This is a genomic window from Bradyrhizobium sp. CCBAU 65884 (genome assembly GCF_028128835.1).
In the GTDB taxonomy this organism is placed as follows: Bacteria; Pseudomonadota; Alphaproteobacteria; order Rhizobiales; family Xanthobacteraceae; genus Bradyrhizobium; species Bradyrhizobium ottawaense.
This window is the reverse complement of the sequence record NZ_LBJU01000124.1, coordinates 190,834-213,692: the sequence shown is the minus strand read 5'-3', so window position 1 is coordinate 213,692 and position 22,859 is coordinate 190,834. Positions and strand designations below refer to the sequence as shown.

Sequence of the window (22,859 nt, the reverse complement as noted above, 5' to 3'; positions counted from 1 at the left end):
AAGCGGCGAGCCCGGAATCCATAACCACCAATCGGGGATATGGATTCCGGGCCTGCGCCTTACGGCGCATCCCGGAATGACGGCGGATTTGGTAAGAACAAAACTGTTCACAGGAGGATCCGATGGATCTCGCATTCACGAAAGAAGAGCAGGCGTTTCGCGAGGAAGTGCGGCAGTTCTTCCGCGACAACGTGCCGCCGGATACGCGGCGCAAGATGGTCGAGGGCCGTCACCTCAGCAAGGACGAGATGGTGAATTGGTGGCGCATCCTCAACAAGAAGGGCTGGGGCGTCAGCCACTGGCCCAAGCAATATGGCGGCACTGGCTGGACCAGCGTGCAGCACTACATCTTCAACGAGGAACTGCAGTCCTATCCGGCGCCGCAGCCACTCGCCTTCGGCGTCAGCATGGTCGGCCCGGTCATCTACACCTTCGGGAACGAGGAGCAAAAGAAGCAGTACCTGCCGCGCATCGCCAATGTCGACGACTGGTGGTGCCAGGGCTTCTCCGAGCCGGGTTCGGGCTCCGACCTTGCCTCGCTCAAGACCAAGGCCGACCGCAAGGGCGACAAGTGGATCATCAACGGCCAGAAGACCTGGACCACGCTGGCCCAGCACGCCGACATGATCTTCTGCCTGTGCCGCACCGATCCCGGCGCCAAGAAGCAGATGGGCATCTCCTTCATCGTGTTCTCGATGAAGTCGAAAGGCGTCACGGTGCGCCCGATCCAGACCATCGACGGCGGCGTCGAGGTCAACGAAGTGTTCTTCGACGACGTCGAGGTGCCCTACGAGAATTTGATCGGCGAGGAGAACAAGGGCTGGGACTACGCAAAATTCCTGCTCGGCAATGAGCGTACCGGCATCGCCCGCGTCGGCGTCTCCAAGGAGCGGCTGCGCCGCATCCGCGATCTCGCAGGCAAGGTCGAATCCGGCGGCAAGCCGATCATCCAGGACGCCGCCTTCCGCGAGAAGCTCGCCGCGTGCGAGATCGAGCTGAAGGCGCTGGAGCTCACCCAGCTCCGGGTCGTCGCCGACGAAGGCAAGCACGGCAAGGGCAAGCCCAATCCGGCCTCCTCGGTGCTGAAGATCAAGGGCTCCGAGATCCAGCAGACCACCACCGAGCTCTTGATGGAAGTGATCGGCCCGTTCGCCGCGCCCTACGACGTGCACGGCGACGACGGCTCGAACGAAGCCATGGACTGGACCGCCCAGATCGCGCCGAGCTACTTCAACAACCGCAAGGTCTCGATCTACGGCGGCTCCAATGAGATCCAGCGCAACATCATCGCCAAGGCGGTGCTGGGGCTCTAGGCGTCATTCCGGGGCGCGCGCAGCGCGAGCCCGGAATCCATAACCACGATCGGGAGTATGGATCCCGGGCTCGCGCGACGCGCGCCCCGGGATGACGAAGCAAAAATTCCGGGTACGAGGAACCAAAGACATGGATTTTGATCTGAACGAGGAGCAGCGGCTTCTCAAGGACAGCATCGACGGCCTGCTGACCGATTCCTACGATTTCGAAAGCCGCAAGAAGTACATGAAGGAGAAGGGCGGCTGGAGCAAAGCGGTCTGGCTCAAGCTCGCCGAGCAGGGCCTGCTCGGCCTGCCCTTCAGCGAGGCCGATGGCGGCTTCGGCGGCGGCGGCGTCGAGACCATGATCGTGATGGAAGCGCTCGGCAAGGCGCTGGTGCTCGAGCCGTATCTGGCAACGGTCGTGATCGGCGGCGGCTTCCTGCGCCATGCCGGCACCGACGCGCAGAAGGCCGCGCACGTGCCCGGCATCATCGACGGCAGCAAGACGCTGGCGTTCGCCCAGCTCGAGAAGAACTCGCGCTACGATCTGTTCGACGTCGCGACCACCGCGAAGAAGAAGGGCGAGGTTTACGTCATCGACGGCGAGAAGTTCGTCGTGCTCAACGGCGAGAATGCCGACACCTTGATCGTCACCGCGCGCACCAAGGGCGAGCGTCGTGACAAGGCCGGCATCGGCGTGTTCCTGGTGCCCGCGAATGCCAAGGGCGTGACCAGGAAGTCCTATCCGACCCAGGACGGCCTGCACGCCGCCGACATCACCTTCACCGGTGTCGAGGTGGGCGCGGATGCCGCGCTCGGCAACCCCGAGGATTCGCTCGCGCTGATCGAGCGTGTCGTCGACGAAGCCCGCGTCGCGCTCTGCGCCGAGGCGGTCGGCCTGATGGACGAGTCGCTCAAGACCACCGTCGAGTATATCAAGACGCGAAAGCAGTTCGGCGTCGCGATCGGCTCGTTCCAGTCGCTGCAGCACCGGGCATCCGACATGTTCGTGGCGGCCGAGCAGGCGAGATCGATGTCGATGTTCGCGACCATGGCGAGCGATTTCGAGAACGCCAAGGAGCGCTCCAACGCCATCGCCGCGGCCAAGGTGCAGATCGGCAAATCGCTGAAATTCGTCGGACAGCAGGCGATCCAGCTGCACGGCGGCATCGGCATGACCATGGAGGCGAAGATCGGCCACTACTTCAAGCGCCTCACCATGATCGAGAACAGTTTTGGTGACACCGACTACCACCAGCGCCGCGTCGCTGATGGTGGCGGGTTGATCTAGCCTCGCTGTCATCCCGGGGCGCGCGTAGCGCGAACCCGGCATCCATCGGGCGGCAATACGCGCGGTGAAATGGATTCCGGGTTCGCGCTATGCGCGCCCCGGAATGACCAGGAAGAAGGAGCCGACAATGAAGAACACCCCGTTCGATCTCACCGGCAAGGTCGCGGTCGTCACCGGCTCCAGCCGCGGCATCGGCCGCTCCTCCGCGGAACTCCTCGCCAAGCTCGGCGCCAAGGTCGTGGTGTCCTCGCGCAAGGCCGACGCCTGCCAGGAGGTCGTCGACGGCATCAAGGCGGCCGGCGGTGACGCCACCGTCATCCCCTGTAACATCGCGCGCAAGGCCGAGGTCGAGGCGCTGATCGCGGGCGCCACGAAGCATTACGGCAAGATCGACATCCTCGTCTGCAACGCCGCGGTGAATCCCTATTACGGCCCGCTGCTCGACATCACCGACGAGGCCTTCGACAAGATCATGGGGAGCAACGTCAAGAGCAACATCTGGCTCTCCGCGCTCGCGATCCCGCAAATGGCGGAACGCGGCAGCGGCTCCGTCGTCATCATCTCCTCGATCGGCGGCCTGCGCGGCTCCACCGTGATCGGCGCCTACGGTATCTCGAAAGCGGCCGACTTCGCGCTGTGCCGCTCGCTCGCCGGCGAGTGGGGCCCGAAAGGCGTCCGCGTCAACTGCATCGCGCCCGGCCTCGTCAAGACCGATTTCGCCCGCGCGCTGTGGGAAGACGAAGCCAACCTCAAGCGCCGCACCGCCACCACGCCGCTGCGCCGCATCGGCGAACCCGACGAAATCGCAGGCGCGGTGGCGTATCTGGCTGCCGATGCCTCGAGCTTCATGACCGGACAGACCATCGTCATCGACGGCGGCGTGACCACGGCGGCGGTGTAGCTCTTTCTTCCCCTCTCCCCTTGTGGGAGAGGGTGGCTCGCCGCGTAGCGGCGAGACGGGTGAGGGGTCTGCCTCCGCGGAGACACCTGTCTCAACGTGAACATGTCTCTCCGCAGATAGAACCCCTCATCCGGCGCTACGCGCCACCTTCTCCCACAAGGGGAGAAGGGAATGCGGCGGCGCCCCGCCTCCAATCTTGACCTTCCGCCTCCAATCCGCTCCCTTTGGCGCGACACAATGACCCCCCTCCAGGGAACGCCAAGCTAAACGCCAAGGGTAAGCCGCCATGTCTTTCGTCCTCGCCATCGACCAGGGCACCACCTCCTCGCGCGCGATCGTGTTTCGCGGCGACATATCCATCGCGGCGAAGGCGCAGCAGGAGTTTCCGCAGCATTTCCCGGCCTCGGGCTGGGTCGAGCACGAGCCCGAGGACATCTGGACCTCGACGGTGATGGTCTGCCGCGAGGCGATCGAGCAGGCCGGCATCGCCGCGAAGGACATCGCGGCGATCGGCATCACCAACCAGCGCGAGACCACCGTGGTGTGGGACCGCGCCACCGGGCAGGCCGTGCACCGCGCCATCGTCTGGCAGGACCGCCGCACCGCCGACATCTGCGCCAAGCTCAAGGCCGACGGCCGCGAGCCCGTGATCTCGCAGAAGACCGGCCTGATCATCGACCCCTATTTCTCCGGCACAAAGGTGGCCTGGATCCTCGACCACGTCCCCGGCGCGCGGGCGCGCGCGGCGCGCGGCGAATTGATGTTCGGCACGGTCGATTGCTACCTGCTCTGGCGCCTCACCGGCGGCAAGGTGCATGCCACCGACGCCACCAACGCCTCGCGCACGCTGCTGTTCAACATCCACACCGGACAGTGGGACGACGAGCTGCTGGAAATCATCGGCGTGCCGCGCTCGATGCTGCCCGAGGTGAAGGACTCCTCGGCCCGCTTCGGCGAGAGCACGCCGGATCTGTTCGGCGGCGCGATCGCCATCTCCGGCATCGCCGGCGATCAGCAGGCGGCGACCATCGGCCAGGCCTGCTTCCGTCCCGGCATGATGAAGTCGACCTACGGCACCGGCTGTTTTGCCTTGCTCAACACCGGCACCACGCCGGTCGCGTCGAAGAACAAGCTCCTCACCACCGTCGCCTATCAGCTCGACGGAAAGCGCACTTACGCGCTCGAAGGCTCGATCTTCGTCGCAGGCAGTGCGGTGCAATGGCTGCGCGACGGCCTCGGCATCATCAAGCACGCCGCCGAGACCGGCCCGCTTGCCGATCAGTCGGACTCCATGCAGAGCGTCTATCTGGTCCCCGCCTTCGTCGGCATGGGCGCGCCTTATTGGAATCCGCGCGTCCGCGGCGCGCTGTTCGGCCTCACCCGCAACACCGGCCCCGCCGAACTCGCCCACGCCGCACTCGAAAGCGTCTGCTACCAGACCTTTGACCTCTGGGCCGCGATGCGCGCCGACTGGCCAAGCTCGGAAACCGCCAGCGTCGTGCTCCGCGTCGACGGCGGCATGACCGCATCGGACTGGACCATGCAGCGCCTCGCGGATTTGCTGGACGCGCCGGTCGACCGCCCCGTGATCCAGGAGACCACAGCGCTGGGGGCCGCCTACCTCGCTGGCCTCCAGGCCGGCGTCTATCCCGAGCCGACAAAGTTCGCCGACAATTGGCGCCTCGAGCACCGCTTCAAGCCGAACATGAGCCAGGCGACACGGGAGCGGAAGCTGGCGGGCTGGGCGAGGGCGGTGAAGGGCGTGCTGGCGAGCGACGAGGGGGAGGGGTAGTACGCCTCTCTTTCTCCGAGTCGTCCCGGCGAAGGCCGGGACCCATACTCCGCAGCAGATGTTGTGAACGGGACCCGTCGTTCCAGCCTCGCAAAGTAATCCACGTTCGTGGTTATGGGTCCCGGCCTTCGCCGGGACGACATCGGATATGTAGCTCGCACTCGGCTCCACAGGAAACCGCAATGATCCTCCCCGACGGCTATTCCGACGTCCCCACCGGCAAGATCGCCGCCGTCGTCACCCACCTTGAGATGACCGCGCCTCCCGCACGCCGTGACGATCCTCCCGGTGCGTGGGTCCTGCGCAAGGTCGATGCGCCCGCGCTCGACTGGTACCGCGATCTCTTCCGCCGCGTCGGCGAGGAATGGCTGTGGTTCTCCCGGGCGCGGATGAACGACACAGAGCTCGCCGCGATCATCCACGCGGCGGGCGTCGAGGTCTATGCACTCGCCGTGGGCGGACGCAATGAAGGCCTGCTCGAACTGGATTTTCGCGAGGCCGGTCAGTGCGAGCTGGCCTATTTCGGCGTCACCGCGCCTCTGATCGGCACGGGAGCGGCCCGCTTCCTGATGAACCGCGCGCTGGACCTCGCTTGGTCGCGCGACGTCCGCCGCCTCTGGGTCCACACCTGCACGCTCGACCACCCATCCGCCGTCGCCTTCTACCAGCGCTCCGGCTTCCGCCCGTTCCGCCGCCAGGTCGAGATCGCCGACGATCCGCGCCTCGACGGCACCGCGCCGCGGGACGCGGCGAAGCATGTGCCTGTTATCGGGTAGCGCGTGAGCAATGTAGCTCAGATGAGCGGCTGGTCCGTCGCCGCATCTCGCTCTAGCACATGTTGGCCAAGATCGTCCGCTGCTACACGCTCCGCCGTCATCCTGAGGTGCGCGCTCTTGCGAGCAGGACGAGCGAGAGGAGAGATCGCAGATTCATGAGAGGAGCTCCGGCTGGTACATTGTCTATTGATCTCTCGTTGTTGCGTCACGCGCAATGCTCCGATTCCAACATAGTTGTTGCAGGCAGCGTGCATTGGCGGTGAACTGGACGGCCCTGCCACGTCCAACCGCTGGAAGAGCAAAAACCATGTTCCTGATCGGCCAATACGACTCCCCATTCGTCCGCCGCGTCGCGATCGCGCTGCGGCTTTACGGCCTTCCTTTCGAGCACAGGCCGTGGTCGACCTTCGGCGACGCCGACAAGATCGCGCCGCACAATCCGCTGCGCCGCGTGCCGACGCTGGTGCTCGACGACGGCGAGGCGCTGATCGAAAGCACGGTGATCCTGGACTATCTCGACGAACTCGTCGGCGAGGACAAGGCGATGCTGCCGCGCAGCGGCACCGAGCGGCGCAGGCATTTGCGCATCTGCGCGCTCGCTTCCGGTCTCGGTGACAAGGCGGTGAGCCTGCTCTACGAGCGCGTGCTGCGGAAGGAGCAGCTCGCGTTGTGGGTCGCGCGCTGCCAGGCGCAGATTGCGGACGTGCTCGCCGTGCTCGAGGCCGAGCGCGCCAAGGTGACGACGCCGTACTGGCTGGGCGGCCGCATCGGCCACGCCGACGTTGCGGTTGCCTGCGTCGTCCGCTTCACCCGCGAGGCGCATCCGCAGCTGTTCGAGGCGTCGCGCTATCCGGCGCTCGCGGCACATGGCGAGCGCTGCGAGGCATTGGCGCCGTTCCAGGAGATCGTGCAGCCACTGGCCCCGCCGAAGGGGTGAGGCCCCGGTGCTCGGCCCCAAGCTACCAGATCGTGGGTTGCCTGACGGGCAAAACACGCCAGCGCTGGGTCAATCAGCGTCGATCGAAATATTCCACTTTACCGAAATTCGGTTTCGGCGTATGTGTCGCCCATCCTGATCCGGCGAGAGGGGCGGTCGTACGTCGTCACGAGCCGCGGATCGGGGAGCGGTGGACGCGGCAGCGTCGTGCACGAGAAGCGGGAGCAGGGCGGGCGAACCCCGTGAGGTCCCGGCGGCGTGCGGACGAACGGCGCTGATGCGTACGGCCAAATCGCGTGGTCCTGGCTGTCGTTGCTACAGTCAAGCCTTGCGGAGGTGCGCCAAGCCCGACCGGGCGAAGCGCATCGCCAATCCGCGAGGTGACGGAGGCAAGCAGGAACTCGTCTCCGGGGAGAGCGCGCCATACGCCGTCAAACATCGCGCAGGGAAGGCCGGACGTTTCGGCCTCACCTGTTGATCCGTTGTGCATTGCGTGTGCATCTCATCGCACGACGGACCCGCGGGTGCCAGCCGGCGCCCGGCCTTCCCTGCGCCCTTTCGCTATGAGGGCGTGAAGCGGAGCGCAAAGCTCGGGCGGAAACGCCGCGAGGATGCAAAGGTGTGTCTATTGAACAAAGGACTCGTGCCCCGGACGCGGCGCAGCGGCCCGGCGATGCGCAGCATCGTCCGGGGTGGTGCGCTGCAGAGCCGGGGCCCATCTTGCCGCGTGCCGTGCGGCATCGCTTGCGCGATGCAGCGCCGTCCGGGACACGGAGGCCTTCGCCAGGAAGGGGAGAGAGCGTGCGCGCCTATCCCGCGCCCGCGCGCTTCTTCTGCCAGACGAGGTGCACCGCGCAGGTGCAGCCCGGCGGATGCGAGGCGAGATCCTTCGACGTCTCGTCATTCGCCGCCGTTGCCGCAAAGGCCTTGTCGCTGTCCTCTCGCGACGGGATGTAGTTCAGCACCGGCGCGAGCCAACGCTCGGTTTCCGCGACGCTCATGCCCTTGCGTGCGGCATAGTCCTCGACCTGGTCGCGCTCGATCTTGCCGACGCCGAAATAATAGCTTTCGGGGCTGGCGAAATAGAGCCCGGACACAGAGGAGCCCGGCCACATCGCAAAGCTCTCGGTCAGCTTCACCCCGCAGGTTGCTTCCGCATCGAGCAGCTCGAACAGCGTCGCCTTCTCGGTGTGGTCGGGCTGCGCGGGATAGCCCGGCGCGGGGCGGATGCCCTGATACTTCTCGAGGATCAGCTCGTCGTTGGAGAGCGTCTCGTCCGGCGCGTAGGCCCAGAATTCGCGGCGCACGCGGGCATGCATGCGCTCGGCGAAGGCTTCGGCGAGACGGTCGGCCAGCGCCTTGCACAGGATCGAGGAGTAGTCGTCATTGGCCATCTTGAAGCGGTCGGCAACCGCGTCCTCGCCGATGCCTGCCGTGACGACGAAGCCACCGACATAGTCGGGCACGCCCGCGGGCGCGACGAAGTCGGCGAGCGCGGCATTAAACCGACCTTCGCGCTTCTCGAGCTGCTGGCGCAGCGTGTGCAGCGTCGCGATCTTCTTGGTCCGGCTCTCGTCGGCGTAAACAGCGATATCGTCGCCGTCCGCGTTCGCCGGCCAGAAGCCGATCGTCGCGCGCGCCCGGAACCACTTTTCCTTGACGATAGTGTCGAGCATTTTTCGCGCGTCGTCATAGAGCGAGCGCGCGACCTCGCCGACCTTGGCATCGTCGAGGATGGCGGGGAAGCGCCCCGCGAGCTCCCAGGTCTGGAAGAACGGGGTCCAGTCGATGCAGTCGACCAGTTCGGCGAGATCGTAGTCGTCAAAGCTGCGGATGCCGAGGAAAGTCGGCTTCACCGGCTTGCTTTTGGCAAAGTCGACCGGCACGCGGTTGGCGCGCGCTGCCGCGAGCTTCAGGCGCTTCTTGTCGGCCTGCGCGCGCAGATGCGCGTCCGAGATTTTTGCGTATTCGGCACGCACCTCGGCGGCATAGGTCTCGCGCTTCTCGGGCGAGAGCAGCGAGGACGCAACGCCGACGGCGCGGCTGGCGTCGTTGACATGCACGACGGGGCCGGCGCGATAGCTCGGGTCGATCTTGACCGCGGTATGCACGCGGCTCGTGGTGGCGCCGCCGATCAGGAGCGGCAGCTTGAGGCCTTCGCGCTGCAATTCACCGGCGAAGAACGCCATCTCGTCGAGCGAGGGCGTGATCAGACCGGAGAGACCGACGATGTCGGCCTTCTCCGCCTTCACGGTCTCGACGATCTTTGCGGCGGGCACCATCACGCCGAGGTCGATGACCTCGAAATTGTTGCACTGGAGCACGATGCCGACGATGTTCTTGCCGATGTCGTGGACGTCGCCCTTGACGGTCGCGAGCACGATCTTGCCGGCGGACGAGGAGCCCTCGGTGCCGATGCCGTTGGCGAGATTGCGCGCCTTCTCTTCTTCCATGAACGGCATCAGCCAGGCCACCGCCTGCTTCATCACGCGCGCGGACTTCACCACCTGCGGCAGGAACATCTTGCCGTCGCCGAAGAGGTCGCCGACCACGTTCATGCCGGCCATCAGCGGGCCCTCGATCACGTCGAGCGGACGCGAGGACGCCTTGCGGGCCTCCTCGGTGTCCTGCTCGATGAACTCGGTGATCCCATGCACCAGCGAATGCGACAGCCGCTTCGCGACCGGCCATTCGCGCCAGGCGAGATCGGCTTCCTTGGTCTGGGTCTTGTTGCCGCGGAATTTTTCGGCGAGTGCCAAGAGACGCTCGGACGCGCCCGGGTCGCGGTTGAGCACGACGTCTTCGCAGACCTGGCGCAGCTCGGCATCGATGTCGTCATAGACGATCATCTGGCCGGCATTGACGATGCCCATGTCCATGCCGGCCTTGATGGCGTGATACAGGAACACCGAGTGCATGGCCTCGCGCACCGGCTCGTTGCCGCGGAACGAGAACGACAAATTGGAGACGCCGCCCGAGATGTGGGCGCCGGGCAGGTTCTGGCGGATCCAGCGCGCCGCCTCGATGAAGTCGACGCCGTAATTGTTGTGCTCCTCGATGCCGGTCGCGATCGCGAAGACGTTCGGATCGAGGATGATGTCCTCGGGCGGGAAGCCGACCTTGTTCACCAGGATGTCGTAGGCGCGCTTGCAGATCTCGGTCTTGCGCGCGAACGTGTCGGCCTGGCCGACCTCGTCGAACGCCATCACGACCACAGCCGCACCATGACGGCGGGCGATCTTGGCCTCAAAGATGAACTTCTCCTCGCCTTCCTTCATCGAGATCGAGTTGACGACCGGCTTGCCCTGCACGCATTTCAGGCCGGCTTCGATCACCGAGAACTTGGAGGAGTCCACCATCACGGGGACGCGGGCGATGTCGGGCTCGGCGGCGACGAGATTGAGGAACGTCACCATCGCGGCTTCAGAGTCGAGCAGGCCCTCGTCCATGTTGACGTCGATGATCTGCGCGCCGTTCTCGACCTGGTCGCGCGCGACCTGCAGCGCCGCCGTGTAGTCGCCGGCCGTGATCAGCTTGCGGAAACGGGCCGAGCCGGTGACGTTGGTGCGCTCGCCGACGTTCACGAACGGGATCGCGTCGGTCAGGATGAAGGGCTCGAGGCCGGAGAGCCGCAGGCGCGGTTCGATCTCCGGCACGATGCGCGGCTTGTGCGGGGCGACGCTAGCTGCGATCGCGGCGATATGCTCCGGCGTGGTGCCGCAGCAGCCGCCGACGATGTTGACGAGGCCGGACGCAGCGAACTCGCCGACCAGGCGCGCCATATATTCCGGCGTCTCGTCATACTGGCCGAATTCGTTGGGCAGGCCGGCGTTCGGGTAAGCGCAGACCAGCGTGTCGGCAACGCGGCCGATATCGGCGATATGGGCGCGCAGATCTTCGGCACCGAGCGCGCAGTTGAAGCCGATGGTGACGGGTTTTGCGTGCCGCACCGAATTCCAGAACGCCTCGGGCATCTGGCCCGAGAGCAGGCGGCCGGATTTGTCGGTGATGGTGCCCGACACCATCACGGGCATGTCGATGCCGCGCGCTTCGGTGATCTCGGCGATCGCATAGAGCGCCGCCTTGGCGTTCAGCGTGTCGAAGATGGTCTCGACCAGCAAGAGGTCGACGCCGCCGTCGAGCATGCCGTTGATCTGCTCGCCATAGGACTTGCGCAGATCGTCGAAGGTGACGGCGCGGTAGCCGGGATTGGAGACGTCGGGCGAGATCGAGGCGGTGCGGTTGGTCGGGCCGATGGCGCCGGCGACGAAGCGCGGCTTGCCGTCCTCGGCCTCGACGCGCCGCGCGGCGTTGCCGGCGAGGCGGGCGCCTTCGCGCGCCATCTCGTAGACGATGTCGGTGAGGTCGTAATCGGCCTGCGCGATCGACGTCGTGGAGAAGGTGTTGGTCGCGACGATGTCGGCGCCGGCGCGCAAATACGCCGCGTGGATGTCCTCGATCGCCTGCGGCTGGGTCAGGATCAACAGATCGTTGTTGCCGCGCAGGTCGCGATGAAAGTCCTTGAACCGATCGCCGCGGAAGGCGGCCTCGTCGAACTGCAGGTTCTGGATCATCGTGCCCATGGCGCCGTCGAGCACGAGAATGCGCTCGCGCGCGGCGTTCAGCAGGGCAGTACGTTTCGCGGAAACAGGTACGGTCATGTTGTCTCAGGCCGCTTTCTGGGCGCTCTTGGCGCGAATGCCGAGCAAATGGCTGATCGCGAACACGAGATCGGCGCGGTTCATGGTGTAGAAATGGAAAGTGTCGACGCCGTGCTTGGCGAGCTTCTGCACCTGGCCGGCCGCGACGGTTGCGGCCACCAGCTTGCGGGTCTCGGCGTCCTCGTCGAGGCCTTCGAATTTCGCGGCGAACCAGTCCGGCACGGTGGTGCCGGCGCGCGTCACGAAATTGCGGGCCTGCTTGAAATTGTGCATGGGCATGATGCCCGGCACGATCGGGATGTCGATGCCGCGCGCCCGCACGCGGTCGAGATAGCGGAAGTAGAGGTCGTTGTCGAAGAACACCTGGGTGATCGCGCGGGTCGCGCCGGCATCGACCTTGGCCTGCAGCGTGTCGATATCATCATCGAAGTCGCGCGCTTCGGGGTGCTTCTCGGGATAGGCGGACACGGACACTTCGATGTCGGCATGCCGCTTCTTGATCCCCGCGACGAGCTCGGCCGAGCTCTGATAACCGTCGGGATGGCTGGCATAGGGCGTGCCGATGCCGCCGGCGGGATCGCCGCGCAAGCCCACGATATGGCGGACGCCGACCTCGTGATAGCGGTCGACGATCTCGTCGATCTCGCCGCGCGAGGCACCGACGCAGGTCAGGTGCGCCGCCGGCAGCAGGGCGGTCTCTTTCAGGATGCGGGCGATGGTCGAATGGGTGCGCTCGCGGGTCGAGCCGCCGGCGCCGTAGGTCACCGAGACGAATTTCGGGTCGAGCGGAGCGAGCCGGTTGATGGTCTCCCAGAGATTGCGCTCCATATCTTCCGTCTTGGGCGGAAAGAACTCGAAGGAGATCGCAGGCCGCTTCAGGTGCCCGTCTTGCCCGTCTGCTCGGGCAGGAATCGTCAGATCGGTCATGGCACCACTCGCTCCAGATGTGTCGCCAGATCCTGGCGGCCGACGGTCAGGTCTAGCTTGGGAGAGCCCAAGATAGGGCAAAGGCGGTCCGATCGACAGCCCATCAGGGATGGGAAATGGCCCACTTCTGTCAACAATAGATGAATTATTGAGCGTATATTGATTTGAGTGGGATGCCGGTGGCCCTAAAATAAATTAGCTAATTCAACAAGCTGACAAAAAATTGAGGGCTGGCCGGAGCGAGCGCGGTAGGTGGGCAGTATGAAAGAAGTGTTGTTTGGACTGCTATTGGCCCACCGCCTCGCTTCGGTCGACTGCGCGGGCTCGCGGTCTGCACACGTCAGATCTGCGCAGCCGCCCCATTGTCGCCGCGCGGCCCTCCACTAGGTTAGCGCGCCATGATCCCGCTCTCAGTCCTCGACCTCTCCGTCGTCACCACAGGCACCAGGCCCGCCGCGGCGCTGCGCAACAGCATCGACCTGGCGCGCCATGTCGATGGGCTCGGCTATGTCCGCTACTGGCTCGCCGAGCATCACAACCTCGCCTCGGTCGCGAGTCCCGCGCCTGACGTCATGATCGGCCAGATCGCGGCGGTGACGAAGCATATCCGCGTCGGCTCCGGCGGGGTGATGCTGCCCAACCACGCCCCGCTGGTCGTCGCCGAGCGATTCAAGATGCTGGAGGCGCTGTTTCCCGGCCGCATCGACCTAGGCCTTGGCCGGGCGCCCGGCACCGATGGCGCCACCGCCTATGCGCTCCGGAGCCGGCTCGACCGCCGCGAGGGCGATGATTTCCTGGAGCGGCTGCACGAGCTGATTCTGTGGGAGACCCGTGAATTCCCCGCAGGGCACCCCTACCATAACGTCGTCGCCATGCCCGACGACACCAGACTGCCGCCGATCTGGCTGCTCGGCTCCAGCGATTATTCCTCGGAGTTGGCGGCACAGGTCGGCATGGGCTTCGCCTTCGCGCATCATTTCGCGTCCCACGACGCGGTCGACGCGATGGTGCATTACCGCAACCGCTTCCAGCCCTCGGCCTGGCGTGCGAGCCCGCAAGCGATCCTCGCGGTCGCCGTCATCACCGCCGATACCGATGAGGAGGCCGAACGGCTTGCCAGCTCGTTCGACCTCAACCGGCTGCGCCGCGACCGCGGTCAATATCTGCCGCTGCCGAGCGTCGAGGAGGCCCAGGCCTATCCTTACTCCGACTCCGAGCGCACCTCGATCCTCCGCAACCGTTCCCGCCTGTTCGTCGGCAGCCCCGCGACGGTACGGAAGAAACTGCAGCCGCTGATCGACGCGAGCAAGCCGGACGAGCTGATGGCGATCACAGCGGTGTACGATCACGAGGCGCGGAAGAAGTCGTATTCGCTGCTCGCCGAGGCGTTCGGGCTTAAAGCGACCGCGTAAGAACTATCGTGCCCCGGACGCAGCGCAGCGCCCTTCAGCGGTGCGCTGCAGAGCCGGGGCCCATCGCGCCTCCGGAGATCGCAACTTTCTGGGTCCCGGCTCGCGCTTCGCGCGTCCGGGACACGCGACTAATCCTGCTGCGCTTCGCTGAACGTGGCGCGGAAGGGGTGGCCGGGATACACGCCGACGATGCGGAATTCGCGCGAGAAGAATTTCAGCTCCTCGATCGCGAAGGCGAGGCCCTTGTCCTCGGGGTGGCCGTCGACGTCGGCATAAAACTGCGTGGCGAAGAAATTGCCGTCGACCATGTAGCTTTCGAGCTTGGTCATGTTGACGCCGTTGGTGGCAAAGCCGCCGAGCGCCTTGTAGAGCGCGGCCGGCAAATTGCGTACCCGGAACACAAAAGTCGTGACCAGCGGGCCGGAGCCTTGGGCGGCCCATTTCGGCTCGCGCGCCAGCACCACGAAGCGGGTGGTGTTGTGCGCCTCGTCCTCGATGTCCTCCGCGAGGATGTCGAGGCCGTAGATCTTGGCGGCGAGGCGCGAGGCGATCGCGGCCACCGTCTTGTCCTTGCGCTCGGAGATGTCGCGAGCGCTGCCGGCGGTGTCGGCATGCACGATCGGCTTGACGCCGAGCTTGCGGATGATGCGCCGGCATTGGCCGAGCGCATGCACATGGCTCTCGACGCTCTTGATGTCGTCGAGCTTGGTGCCCTTCACCGCCATCAGCTGATGCCGGACCGGCAAAAACCATTCACCGATGATGAAAAGGCCGGAGGCCGGCAAGAGGTGATGGATATCGGCAACACGGCCCGCGACCGAATTCTCGATCGGGATCATGCCGAGATCGGCCTCGCCGGAGGAGATCGCCGACAGCGCGTCCTCGAAGGTGGCGCAGGGCATCGGCTCGGCGTCGGGATAGGCCTCGACGATGGCGATGTGGGAATTGGCCCCGGGCTCGCCCTGGAATGCGATCTTCATCTTGCTCATGTCTTAAAAGTGCTCCTGGGTCGGCCTTGTAACAGCGGCTCAGGATTTGGAAAGGATGCTGCGGGCGGTTTCCAGGTCCGCCGGCGTGTCGACCCCGCGGGGGACGGTGTCGACGATGGTGAAGTCGATGCGCATTCCGGCCTCGAGCGCCCGGAGCTGTTCGAGCTTCTCCTGCAATTCCAGCGGCGAGGGCGGCAGCGAAACGTAACGCTCCAGCGCGGCGCGGCGATAGGCATAGAGGCCGATATGGTGGTAGCGCGGTCCGTCGCCGGTCGGCGCGGTCGCGCGGGTGAAATAAAGTGCACGCATGCGCTTGCCGCCGAGCGAGGTTCCGATCGCCTTCACGACGCTCGGGGCGAGGTCCTCCTCCTCGGTGTGGATCTGCGAGGCCAGTGTCGCGATGTCCACGGCCGGGTCCTGCAGCGGCGGCAGCACCTCGCGGATGTTGTCGATCGTGATCGTCGGAAAATCCCCCTGCAGATTGACCACGATCTCTGCCTTGCCGTCCGGATCGAGCTTCTGCATGGCCTCGTGGATGCGGTCGGAGCCGGAGGGGTGTGTGGGGCTGGTCATCACGGCCTCGCCGCCATGGGCCGTCACGACCGAAGCGATCTCGGGCGTATCGGTCGCGACCGCGACCCTGCCTATCCCGGCGGCCTCGGCGCGGCGCAGCACGTGCACGATCATCGGCAATCCCGCGATATCGGCGAGTGGCTTGCCGGGCAGGCGGGTGGCGGCCATGCGGGCCGGGATCAGCACCAGGATGCGAGGATCGATCATCGGGTTCAAAGGCCTGGGGTCAAGAGCCTGGAAACGGGGCGTTTTCCGCGCCGGGAAATGGGGTGGGGACGGCCCGAAAGCCGGGTCGCTTATACGGGTTGCCAGACCCCGGGCAAACCGATATCTCAATGGCAAAACTCGGGGAAACGATAGGGAACGCTTGATTCTCCCGAGGCTCGTCCTGGCGGCCGCCCGGCCGCTCGATTCTTCTTGCGGTGTGGGGCCTGGCCGGAAATGGACTCTTTCGAACTCAATAAAATTCTCGGTGCAGTGCTCGGCACCTGTCTCCTTCTGCTGGTGACGAGCTTCACCGCCAACGCGCTGTTCACGCCGAAGCCGCTCGAGAAGCCGGGTTTCGAGATCGCCGTGAAGGAAGATGCCGGCCACGGCAAGGAAGGCGGCGCTGCCGCCGCGGCCTCCGAGCCGATCGAAAAGTTGCTCCAGACCGCCTCCGTCGAAAAGGGCGCCTCCGCCGCCAAGAAGTGCGGCGCCTGCCACACCTTCGAGAAGGGCGGCCCGAATCGCGTCGGTCCGAACCTCTATGGCGTCGTCGGCGAGAAGAGGGGCGAGGGTCGTGGCGGCTTCAACTTCTCCGCGGCCATGAAGGGCAAGGGCGGTACCTGGACATTCGACGACCTCAACAAGTTCATCGCCAGTCCGAAGGGCTTCATCCCGGGCACCGCGATGGGCTTCGCCGGCATTGCCAAGGATTCCGAGCGCGCCGACGTCATTGCCTATCTGAACTCGCTGTCGGAGCATCCTCAGCCGCTGCCGACCGCGTCGAAGTAAGGCCTCAAGAACCCGATCTTGGAATATGCGGCCAGGCTGAAAAGCCTGGCCGTTTGCTTATCCGGGCCTCGCGGCGAGTTTATCGGGGCGTTTGGCCGCATCAGACAGGCCGCCCGGCCTTCCAAGATGAGGAAAAAGCAACATATTCGGTCGAAACCTCGCCTATATTGGGACCTTAAAGGAGTAGCCTCCTTCAAGACAGGACTATTGATTTGGCCATAACCCGACGCGATCTCCTGCTCACCGGCACTGCGGCCGCAGCGCTCCCCGCCCTCGGTTCCCTGGGCAGCGTTTCCGCCGTCGGCTCAGCGCAGGCGCAATCCGCCGGCGAGCTGCCTTGGCGCCACGCGCTGTCACTGTTCGGAAAGGTCAAGTACCCCGCCGACTTCACGCGCTTCGATTACGTCAATCCTGAAGCGCCCAAAGGCGGCGTCGCGCGCCAGATCGCGGTCGGCACCTTCGACAATTTCAATATCGTCGTGTCGGGCGTGAAGGGGCAGGTCGCCGGCGCCGTCGCATTCATCTACGAATCCCTCACGACGCCCTCGCTCGACGAAGTCTCGACCGAGTACGGCGCGCTCGCCGAGGCCGTCAGCCATCCGGACGATTTTTCCTTCGTCACCTATCGTTTGCGGCCGGAGGCCAAATGGCACGACGGCAAGCCCGTTACCGCGGATGACGTGATCTTCTCGCTCGATTCCTTCAAGAAGCACCACCCGATGTACTCGGCCTATTACAGCCATGTGGTGAAGGCCGAGAAGCTCGGCGAGCGCGAGGTGAAATTCGTATTCGACGCGCCGGGCAACCGCGAACTGCCGCAGATCGTCGGGCAACTCACAGTCCTGCCGAAGCATTGGTGGGAAGGGACCGACGCGCAGGGCCGCAAGCGCGACGTGTCCGCCACCACGCTTGAAGTCCCGCTTGGTTCCGGCCCCTACAGGGTCAAGGACTTCGTTGCGGGACGGTCGATCGCGCTGGAGCGCGTCAAGGACTATTGGGGCCGCGACCTCGCCTCCAATGTCGGCCGCAACAATTTCGACGAGCTGCGCTACGAATATTTCCGCGACGCCACCGTCGCGATCGAGGCCTTCAAGGCCGACCAGGTCGATTGGCGCACCGAGAACAGCGCGAAGAACTGGGCGACAGCCTACGACTTCCCGGCCGTGAGCGAAAAGCGCGTGATCCTCGAGGAGTTCGCCAATCGCAGCTCGGGCGTGATGCAGGCGTTCGTGCCGAACCTGCGCCGCGGCAAGTTCAGTGACCCGCGCGTGCGGCGCGCGCTCAACTACGCGTTCGACTTCGAGGAGATGAACAAGCAGATCTTCTACGGCCAGTACAAGCGCATCAACAGCTATTTCGACGGCATTGACGAGCTCATGGCGACCGGCTTGCCGCAGGGCAAGGAGCTCGAGATCCTCGAGACCGTTCGCGCCCAGGTCCCGCCCGAAGTTTTCACCACGGCCTACACCAATCCGGTCGGAGGCAGTCCGGAAGCCGTGCGCGATAATCTGCGCGAGGCGCTGCGGCTGTTCAAGGAGGCCGGCTACGAGGTGCGCGACCGCAAGCTGACCGACGTCAAGACCGGCGCCCAGTTCACCCTGGAGCTGCTGAACTCGGATCCGAGCTTCGAGCGAATCACGCTGTTCTACAAGCCGTCGCTGGAGCGGCTCGGCATTGCGGTGAGCGTGCGGACGGTCGATCCGACCCAATACGAGAACAGGACGCGCGAGTGGGATTTCGACGTCGTCACCAACTCGTGGGGGGAGTCGCAGTCGCCGGGCAACGAGCAGCGCGAATTCTGGTCGTCCAAGACGGCCGACATCGCCGGTTCGCGCAACATTGGCGGCATCAAGAATCCGGCAATCGACAAGCTGATCGAGCGGGTGATCTACGCGAGGGATCGCGACGATCTCGTCGCCGCGACCAAGGCGCTCGACCGCGTGCTGCTGTGGAATCATTACGTCGTGCCGCAATGGACCTATACGAAGGTGCGCACCGCGCGCTGGGACCGCTTCGGCCGGCCGACGGAAATGCCGAAATACGGCCAGTCCGGCTTCCCCTTCATCTGGTGGTACGACGCAGACAAGGCGGCGCGGATCGCAAAGAAGTCGTGAAGGACATTCCCCGCATGACGCAGATGTCACGCCGCCATGTGCTGGCCTTGGGTGTCGGCGGCGCCGTTGGTGCGTCCCTGAATGCGCAGCTGCTGCGCGGTGCGCATGCATCGGAAGCCGGGGTTGAGGCGCACGGCATCTCGGCGTTCGGCGATCTCAAATATCCCGCCGACTTCGCCCACTTCGACTACGTCAACCCCGACGCGCCGAAGGGCGGCGCGTTCTCGCTCATTCCGTCGGTGCGCGCCTATAACCAGTCCTACCAGACCTTCAACTCGCTCAACGCCTTCATCCTGAAGGGCGACGGGGCGCAAGGCATGGACATGACGTTTGCGCCTTTGATGGTGCGCGCAAGCGACGAGCCTGATGCGATGTACGGGCTCGCCGCCAAATCCGTGCGGATATCGCCGGATAAGCTGGTCTATCGTTTCACCATGCGGCCCGAAGCAAGATTCCACGACGGCACGAAGCTCACCGCGCATGATGCTGCGTTTTCGCTGACGGCGCTGAAGACCAAGGGTCATCCGCTGATCATCGTCCAACTGCGCGACATGGTCGGCGCGGAAGCGATCGACGATGCAACGCTCGTCGTCACCTTTGCCAAGGGGCGGGCGCGCGATGTGCCGCTCTATGCCGCCAGCCTGCCGATCTTCTCGAAGGCGTACTATGCGTCTCGCCCGTTCGATGAATCGTCTCTGGAGATCCCGCTGGGCTCGGGTCCGTACAAGGTCGGCAAGTTCGAGGTCAATCGCTATATCGAGTATGAGCGGGTGAAGGACTGGTGGGCTGCCGATCTGCCGCCCTGCCGCGGTACCTATAATTTCGATGTCGTGCGCTATGAGTTCTATCGCGACCGCGACGTCGCTTTCGAAGGGTTTACCGGCAAGAACTATCTCTACCGGGAAGAGTTTACCTCGCGCATATGGGCGACGCGGTACGACTTCGCGGCCGTGAAGGACGGCCGCGTCAAGCTCGAGATCGTGCCCGACGACACGCCGTCCGGCGCGCAGGGCTGGTTCATCAACACCCGGCGCGAGAAATTCAGGGATCCCCGCGTACGCGAGGCCCTGATCGACGCTTTCGACTTCGAGTGGACCAACAAGACCATCATGTACGGCGCCTATGCCCGTACGGTGTCGCCGTTCCAGAACTCCGATCTCATGGCGAGCAACGGACCTCCGTCGCCGGAAGAGCTGAAGCTGCTCGAGCCATTCCGCGGTCAGGTTCCCGAGGAGGTGTTCGCTGCGCCCTTCGCGCCGCCGGTGTCCGACGGATCGGGGCAGGACCGAGCTCTCTTGCGCAAGTCGCAGCAGCTGCTCAACGAAGCCGGCTTTCCGATCAAGGATGGCAAGCGAATGCTGCCGAGCGGAGAGGTGTTCAAGATTGAATTCCTGGCGGAGGAGCCCTCGCTCCAGCCGCATCACGCGCCGTATATCAAGAATTTGGGGACGCTCGGCATCGAGGCGAGCCTCCGCCTCGTCGATGCCGTGCAATATCGCGCGCGCGTGGAAGATTTCGACTTCGACATGACGATCCAGCGCTTCAGTATGTCGGCAACGCCCGGCGATGCCATGCGGGCATTCTTCTCGTCGCAAGTTGCGGCAACCAAGGGCTCGTACAATCTCGCGGGCGTCGCCAGCCCGGCGATCGACGCCATGATCGAGAAGATCATGGCAGCCGAGAGCCGCGAGGAATTGACTGTCGCCTGCCGTGCCTTTGACCGCTTGTTCCGCGCCGGCCGCTATTGGGTGCCGCAATGGTATAACAAGACGCACCGGCTCGCGTACTGGGATCAGTTCAGCCATTCCCAGAAGCTGCCGCGCTACGCCAATGGCGTCGGCGCTCCCGACATCTGGTGGTCCGACCGCGCCAAGGCGGCCAAGCTCGAGCAGGCGAAATAGCCATGAGTGCCTATATCGCCCGCCGCATCCTCCTGATGATCCCGACATTGCTCGGAATCCTGTTCGTCTCCTTCGTCGTCGTGCAGTTCGCGCCCGGCGGCCCGGTCGAGCGCGTGATCGCGCAGCTCTCGGGGGCCGACACCGGCGGCACCTCGCGCATTTCGGGCGGCAGCGATTTTGCGCAGCGCGCGCCCGGGCAGGTCGGGGCCGGCGGCGATGCCATCAACTCGAAATATCGCGGCGCGCAGGGCCTTGATCCCGACTTCATCAAGAAGCTCGAGGCACAGTTCGGCTTCGACAAGCCGGCGCCGGAACGCTTCGCGCTGATGGTTTGGAACTTTGCCCGCTTCGATTTCGGCAAGAGCTATTTCCGCGACGTCAGCGTTCTGCAACTGATCAAGGAGAAGCTGCCGGTCTCGATCTCGCTCGGTCTCTGGCTGACGCTGATCACCTATCTGATCTCGATCCCGCTCGGCATCCGCAAGGCGGTGAAGGACGGCACGCGCTTCGACACCTGGACATCGACCGTTCTCGTCCTGGGCTATGCCATTCCAGGCTTTCTGTTCGCAATCCTCCTCATCATCCTGTTTGCCGGCGGCTCCTTCTTCAACTGGTTTCCGCTGCGCGGACTGACCTCGGACGGTTGGTCGCAGTTTCCCTGGTACTGGAAGATCATCGATTATTTCTGGCATCTGACGCTGCCGCTGATCGCCATGGGGCTCGGTGCCTTTACGACCATGACGTTCCTGACCAAGAACTCGTTCCTGGACGAGATCCGCAAGCAATACGTCATGACTGCGCGCGCCAAGGGCTGCGGCGAGGGCCGGGTGCTTTACGGCCATGTCTTCCGCAATGCGATGCTGATCGTGATCGCCGGCTTCCCAGGGACGTTCATCCACGCCTTCTTTTCAGGCTCGCTTCTGATCGAGACCATCTTCTCGCTGGACGGGCTTGGGCTGCTCAGCTTCGAGAGCGTGCTCAATCGCGACTATCCCGTGGTGTTCGGCACGCTCTACATCTTTTCGCTGGTCGGCCTCGTGATCAATCTGGTCTCCGACCTGACCTATATGTGGATCGACCCACGGATCGATTTCGAGGCGCGGGAGGTCTGATGACGATTACCGCGCCGACGCCGATCGAGACCACGACCCAGTCCCCGCTGGGCGAGGTCGTTCCGATCACGCGCAAGCCCTTCGCGCCTTCGCCGCTCAACAGGCGGCGTTGGCAGAACTTCAAGGCCAACCGCCGCGGCTACTGGTCGTTCTGGATCTTCATCATCCTGTTCGTGGTCTCGCTGTTTGCGGAGCTGATCGCCAACGATCGGCCTTTCCTGATCAAGTTCGACGGCCGGCTCTACTGGCCCGCTTTCGTGACCTATTCGGAAACCACCTTCGGCGGCGACTTCGAAACCGCGGCCGACTATCGCGATCCCTATTTGCAGAAGCTGATCAAGGACAAGAACGGCACCATCGTCTGGCCGCTGATCCGCTACTCCTACGACACCCACAATCTCGACCTGCCGACGCCGGCGCCGTCGAAGCCGACCTGGATGCTGACCGAAGCGCAATGCAAGCCGGTGGTGGAGAAGAAGGGGCTGAAGAGTTGCCGCGACCTCGAATACAACTGGCTGGGGACGGACGATCAGGGGCGCGACGTGGTCGCCCGGCTGATCTATGGCTTCCGCATCTCGGTGCTGTTCGGCCTTTGCCTCACCATCGTCTCGTCCGTCATCGGCATCGCAGCAGGAGCGGTGCAGGGATATTTCGGCGGGCGGGTCGATCTCATCTTCCAGCGCTTCATCGAGATCTGGACGGCGATTCCCTCTCTCTATCTTCTCCTGATCCTGTCCTCGGTGCTCGTGCCCGGCTTCTTCGTGCTGCTCGGCATCCTCCTGCTGTTCTCCTGGGTCTCGCTGGTCGGTCTGGTGCGGGCCGAGTTCCTGCGCGGACGCAACTTCGAATACATCCAGGCGGCGCGGGCGCTCGGCGTCTCCAACCCCGTCATCATGTTCCGCCACCTGCTGCCGAACGCGATGGTCGCGACCATGACGTTCCTGCCCTTCATCGTGTCGAGTTCGGTGATGACGCTGACGGCGCTCGACTTCCTGGGCTTCGGCCTGCCGCCGGGATCGCCTTCGCTCGGCGAATTGCTATCGCAGGCCAAGGCCAATGTGCAGGCCCCCTGGCTCGGCTTCTCCGGCTTCTTCTCGGTCGCGAGCATGCTGTCGCTCCTGATCTTCATCGGCGAAGCCGTGCGCGACGCCTTCGATCCGCGCAAGACGTTCAGGTAAGCCG

General features: G+C 64.7%; 16 protein-coding genes. 12 read left to right on the top strand and 4 right to left on the bottom strand.

What is annotated here, in order from left to right; genetic code table 11:
- The first annotated feature begins 122 nt into the window (after positions 1-122).
- The 6 genes from pimC to XI03_RS25885 all read left to right on the top strand — a co-directional run bounded on the left by pimC (position 123) and on the right by XI03_RS25885 (position 6,992).
- Positions 123-1,313 (top strand): pimeloyl-CoA dehydrogenase large subunit, encoded by a 1,191-nt coding sequence (gene pimC, locus XI03_RS25910; RefSeq protein ID WP_271593665.1) that lies wholly within the window; start codon positions 123-125, stop codon positions 1,311-1,313.
- Positions 1,314-1,443: 130 nt separating this feature from the next.
- Positions 1,444-2,586, top strand: coding sequence for a pimeloyl-CoA dehydrogenase small subunit (gene pimD, locus XI03_RS25905; RefSeq protein WP_271593664.1), 1,143 nt, complete (start codon positions 1,444-1,446; stop codon positions 2,584-2,586).
- A gap of 127 nt (positions 2,587-2,713) precedes the next feature.
- Positions 2,714-3,487, top strand: a complete 774-nt coding sequence (locus XI03_RS25900) for an SDR family NAD(P)-dependent oxidoreductase (RefSeq protein WP_271593663.1) — start codon at positions 2,714-2,716, stop codon at positions 3,485-3,487.
- 286 nt (positions 3,488-3,773) lie between these two features.
- Positions 3,774-5,279 (top strand): glycerol kinase GlpK, encoded by a 1,506-nt coding sequence (glpK, locus tag XI03_RS25895; protein WP_038971327.1) that lies wholly within the window; start codon positions 3,774-3,776, stop codon positions 5,277-5,279.
- A 182-nt stretch (positions 5,280-5,461) separates the two neighbouring features.
- Positions 5,462-6,055 (top strand): GNAT family N-acetyltransferase, encoded by a 594-nt coding sequence (locus XI03_RS25890; RefSeq protein ID WP_271593662.1) that lies wholly within the window; start codon positions 5,462-5,464, stop codon positions 6,053-6,055.
- A gap of 307 nt (positions 6,056-6,362) precedes the next feature.
- A complete protein-coding gene (locus tag XI03_RS25885) occupies positions 6,363-6,992 on the top strand; it encodes a glutathione S-transferase family protein (protein WP_271593661.1) in 630 nt (209 codons plus the stop codon).
- Positions 6,993-7,801: 809 nt separating this feature from the next.
- Here the strand turns inward: XI03_RS25885 and metH are convergent.
- The gene (gene metH / locus XI03_RS25880; protein WP_271593660.1) at positions 7,802-11,653 is read right to left on the bottom strand and encodes a methionine synthase; all 3,852 of its coding nucleotides are present in this window, start codon (positions 11,651-11,653) and stop codon (positions 7,802-7,804) included.
- Positions 11,654-11,659: 6 nt separating this feature from the next.
- Positions 11,660-12,580 carry a methylenetetrahydrofolate reductase [NAD(P)H] gene (metF, locus tag XI03_RS25875; RefSeq protein ID WP_028142120.1) on the bottom strand — a complete coding sequence of 307 codons (921 nt, stop codon included), beginning with the start codon at positions 12,578-12,580 and terminating at the stop codon, positions 11,660-11,662.
- A 398-nt stretch (positions 12,581-12,978) separates the two neighbouring features.
- Here metF and XI03_RS25870 point away from each other — a divergent pair, with 398 nt between their 5' ends.
- Positions 12,979-13,992, top strand: coding sequence for an LLM class flavin-dependent oxidoreductase (locus XI03_RS25870; RefSeq protein ID WP_212477254.1), 1,014 nt, complete (start codon positions 12,979-12,981; stop codon positions 13,990-13,992).
- 128 nt (positions 13,993-14,120) lie between these two features.
- On the opposite strand, the gene XI03_RS25865 is transcribed toward XI03_RS25870, so the two are convergent.
- Together XI03_RS25865 and XI03_RS25860 are read right to left on the bottom strand one after the other, a co-directional pair.
- Entirely contained in the window at positions 14,121-14,981 is an 861-nt protein-coding gene (locus tag XI03_RS25865; protein ID WP_028142118.1) for a prephenate dehydratase, read from the bottom strand.
- A 39-nt stretch (positions 14,982-15,020) separates the two neighbouring features.
- Positions 15,021-15,761: a 3-deoxy-manno-octulosonate cytidylyltransferase gene (locus XI03_RS25860; protein WP_028142117.1), complete on the bottom strand. Its 741-nt coding sequence runs from the start codon at positions 15,759-15,761 to the stop codon at positions 15,021-15,023.
- Positions 15,762-15,995: 234 nt separating this feature from the next.
- Here XI03_RS25860 and XI03_RS25855 point away from each other — a divergent pair, with 234 nt between their 5' ends.
- The 5 genes from XI03_RS25855 to XI03_RS25835 all read left to right on the top strand — a co-directional run bounded on the left by XI03_RS25855 (position 15,996) and on the right by XI03_RS25835 (position 22,855).
- Entirely contained in the window at positions 15,996-16,550 is a 555-nt protein-coding gene (locus XI03_RS25855; protein ID WP_271593659.1) for a c-type cytochrome, read from the top strand.
- 212 nt (positions 16,551-16,762) lie between these two features.
- Entirely contained in the window at positions 16,763-18,664 is a 1,902-nt protein-coding gene (locus tag XI03_RS25850; protein ID WP_271593658.1) for an extracellular solute-binding protein, read from the top strand.
- 14 nt (positions 18,665-18,678) lie between these two features.
- Positions 18,679-20,565, top strand: a complete 1,887-nt coding sequence (locus tag XI03_RS25845; RefSeq protein ID WP_271593657.1) for an extracellular solute-binding protein — start codon at positions 18,679-18,681, stop codon at positions 20,563-20,565.
- Between the two features lie 2 nt (positions 20,566-20,567).
- A complete protein-coding gene (locus tag XI03_RS25840; RefSeq protein WP_028142113.1) occupies positions 20,568-21,677 on the top strand; it encodes a microcin C ABC transporter permease YejB in 1,110 nt (369 codons plus the stop codon).
- Entirely contained in the window at positions 21,677-22,855 is a 1,179-nt protein-coding gene (locus XI03_RS25835) for an ABC transporter permease (protein ID WP_028142112.1), read from the top strand. Before XI03_RS25840 ends, XI03_RS25835 begins: the two co-directional genes overlap by 1 nt.
- Positions 22,856-22,859: the final 4 nt, after the last annotated feature.